Here is a 3,116-nt window from a genome sequence, read left to right as displayed (position 1 = left end):
ATCGAAGGATTGGGAAAAATCCATCGCCAGCGCGGCAGCTTGGGTCACAATCGCACACATCCGCCGCGTCACGCGGATGCTCGCAAGACAATGAATTCACTCGAAAAGTTTTGAATCAGACTCTTAAACACCATCCGGGCCAGTGCCACCATCAAACGGTCGGCGGCCTCATTGCGACCAATCTGGTCACTGGCCACTTCTGCCCAGGACGGGCGGGGGCCGACAACGCCCATGCGGGTAAAATCCCCGGCCAGTTGGCGGCAGCGATGCGCAACCAGATCATCCGCAACGCGGTTCGCAAGCTGCGCGAGGGCTGCCCTGACAAGCCGATTGCGGGGCGTGTCCATCGTGTGTTCTTCGAAGCGGCAGGCGATGCGACCGCGGTCCATCAATCGGCGTGTCGTGGTTTCCAGCATGTCGATGCGTCCGCGCACCCGCGACAGGGTAGCCACTTGGGGGCGGTATCCGCGGGATAGGTTCCGGCGCAGGCGTTCCTCGACCACATGGGTCAAGAGGCGCGCCACTAGATCCGGAAGATCCGGGGCGGTCTCGACCTGATGGTCAAATCGGCCTTTGAATTGCACCAGATCGGCCGCGTACAAAAATAGCAGCCAGATATTGCGCAAGGGGATCGCGGTAGCCATTAAAGCCCGGCACGCAAGGTTTGCGCCGCATCACGGGCTCGATCCGGGGCGTCAAACCAGTACTCCTGCAACAGCGGCTCGATCTCGGTATCGATGACCTCGGCGAACCATGCCCTCGGGTCTGGAATGTCATCGTCGCCGGGAGTGACATAGGAATGCCCCACCCGAAACTGCGGCCCTAGGGCCCGATCCTGTGCGATCGTGTCATTCAGCGCGGTCATGCGCTCACGCATCAGGGAGATCACATCATCCGGGAATTCCCTATCACGGCACCAGTCTTCCCAAGCCATGTTCAACAGGGGAGCCAGCGTTACAAAGGCGAACCTGCGCCGCAAGGCCAGATCGACCAGTGCAAGCGAGCGGTCCGCGACATTCATCGTCCCGATGATATGCAGGTTGTCGGGGACATGGACCTTTTCACCCGGGACTTTACGGTAGGCCAGTTCCATCGCATCCGCTCGGCTGCGTTTGGTGTTTTCCAAAAGCGTCAGCATCTCTCCGAATACTTGAGCGGGGTTGCCCCGGTTGATTTCCTCGATGATCAGGACATGAGAGACATCGGGTTGCGCACGGGCGGCTTCGACCACTTGCAGGAAAATCCCGTCGGTCAGGGTCAACCCATTGCTGGAGGGGCGATACCCCCGCACAAAATCCTCATACGATAGCGAGGGGTGAAACTGGACAGAGCGCAGCTGATCGAGCAAAGGAGACCTGCGGCCGATTAAAGCCTTGGCTAGGCGCTTGGCGAGCCAGGTTTTCCCCGTCCCGGGTGGCCCCTGCAGTATCAGGTTTTTCTTGGATGACAGACGATCCACAAGCCCCGACAATGTATCGCGTTCCATAAAGCCGCCCTCATTGATAATGTCATCCACCGTGTAGAGCATGATTTCTGGCCCGGGGGCGTTGTCATCTTCCGCAGCGTCCTCGGCCTCGCTTGCGCTCAGGGGATCGATCTCGGGGGCAAAACGTTCTGCCCAGTAGGAATGGCTGAGGAAATAGCCGTAATCCTGATCGGCCCCGTCAAAGGTGAACGCCACAAGCCGCCTTGCCATGTCATCATCCTCAACACGGGCACGGGCAACAGTTGTACGATACGTATAGAAGTACCAGTCTCTGGGCGGGTCAAGTTCTTGCCAGTTCACCTCGACTGTCTTTCCATCGCCACGGTTGGCAGTGATCACGCCGATGGCCTTGATCCGCACGACGCTTGCGGCACGACCGTGGTTCTCAAAAGGAACATCGTTCTTGCGAGTGAACGAGGCTTTGATAGCGATCCGATCGCCGGGCCTCATCTGCCGGACGAGCTTGGAGAATTTATCGTCATAGCCGTTCTGCCACACGCCTTCCGCCAAGAACCGATCGGTCAGATCCTCGCCTGCCCACGATGCCCCGACATACCAGTGGCTCAGCCCCTCCGCAGCAAGGTCATCCTTAGGCGCCTCCTGTTCATCCTCATCCCCAGAGAAATTGACCCGGGCTGTCCTGAAAATTTCTGCTGCCCATTCAGGGGAAAGTTCCGCCTTCCATCCCTGATCTGACAAACCCCAGACACCGCGGCTGGGCGCGGTTATGATGCCGGCTGTGAATAAATAGGACCGGGCGAAATGCACCCTGTTCTCGAACTCCGAGCCGCCATTCTTGTTGCTCAGGGCCAGAAAATCTTCCGGGATGTCATTCCGCTTGATCAACTCATCAAAGACCTGACGCGGGCGGGCTTGGCCACCCAAGTCACGCATGATCTCGATCACGGGTGCGAAGTAGCTAACGAATTGTGGAACGCCATCGATTTTCTGATCATGTAAACCCATTCCGCCCACCCTTAATGCTGATACCAGCCAAAATGTCAGCATTACCCCGCACTGCCAAGGGTTTGACCATCGCTGATGGCTTTTACAGGCAAGGAAGGATCGCGATAGCAACGATCCGGCTCGCTGCAACTGAACTACTGACCCGGATCAAGCTTTCCGCCTTTTAGCGTGCGTTCGTACGCCTCGTCGGATCCGTGTTTTTCTGTTTCTGAACAATTAGACGAACACGTCTCCCACAGGACCACCATTTTCCAACATCATTTCAAACCTCTATCGGTGATGCCTTGAGCTTCCGATGAAAAGTGCCCCTGCCGTGATCAACATCTCTGGGGGTGGCTGGGGACAGCTCCGCTCGCCTTCTGTTGGTCCGATACGCTGGCAGGACGTGCTTTCCACACTGTCATTCGGGAGAAGTACCGGCTATTCCTATGTGAAACCATAAGAAACGGATCAACGGGGGCAGCATGGCCATCAAGAAAAGCGACATTTACCGCTCCTTGTGGGAGAGCTGCGACCAGCTTCGGGGCGGCATGGATGCCTGGGGATGTCCCGGTTGATGTTGAAGTTTGCCTGAAGGGTGGCGTTGCTTTCCCTGAGCCGTAGGCTCGGGGTGATCAAACCGAAAGGAAAGCAACACCATGAAGAAGACTACGACATCGCAGGC

General features: G+C 57.5%; 2 protein-coding genes and 1 pseudogene. 1 reads left to right on the top strand and 2 read right to left on the bottom strand.

Features of this window, described 5'->3' with window-relative positions:
- Nucleotides 1-94: pseudogene (locus tag AAFO90_RS24395) on the top strand (IS5/IS1182 family transposase); the annotation flags it as partial.
- Here the strand turns inward: AAFO90_RS24395 and AAFO90_RS24390 are convergent.
- Entirely contained in the window at nucleotides 69-644 is a 576-nt protein-coding gene (locus AAFO90_RS24390; RefSeq protein WP_347511127.1) for a hypothetical protein, read from the bottom strand. The pseudogene AAFO90_RS24395 and the gene AAFO90_RS24390 sit on opposite strands and share 26 nt — an antisense overlap.
- On the bottom strand, nucleotides 644-2,452 hold the full coding sequence (locus AAFO90_RS24385; protein ID WP_347511126.1) for an AAA family ATPase: 1,809 nt from the start codon (nucleotides 2,450-2,452) through the stop codon (nucleotides 644-646). Before AAFO90_RS24385 ends, AAFO90_RS24390 begins: the two co-directional genes overlap by 1 nt.
- Between the last annotated feature and the right edge of the window lie 664 nt (nucleotides 2,453-3,116).

This window comes from Phaeobacter sp. CAU 1743, from assembly GCF_039839315.1.
Classification (GTDB): domain Bacteria; phylum Pseudomonadota; class Alphaproteobacteria; order Rhodobacterales; family Rhodobacteraceae; genus Phycobacter; species Phycobacter gallaeciensis_A.
This window is presented reverse-complemented; position numbering and strand designations above follow the sequence as displayed.

What these genes read in the sequence shown, in the direction of transcription:
- AAFO90_RS24390 (WP_347511127.1), bottom strand. Translation starts at nt 644, where the DNA reads ATGGCTACCGCGATCCCCTTGCGCAATATCTGGCTGCTATTTTTGTAC.
- AAFO90_RS24385 (WP_347511126.1), bottom strand. Translation starts at nt 2,452, where the DNA reads ATGGGTTTACATGATCAGAAAATCGATGGCGTTCCACAATTCGTTAGC.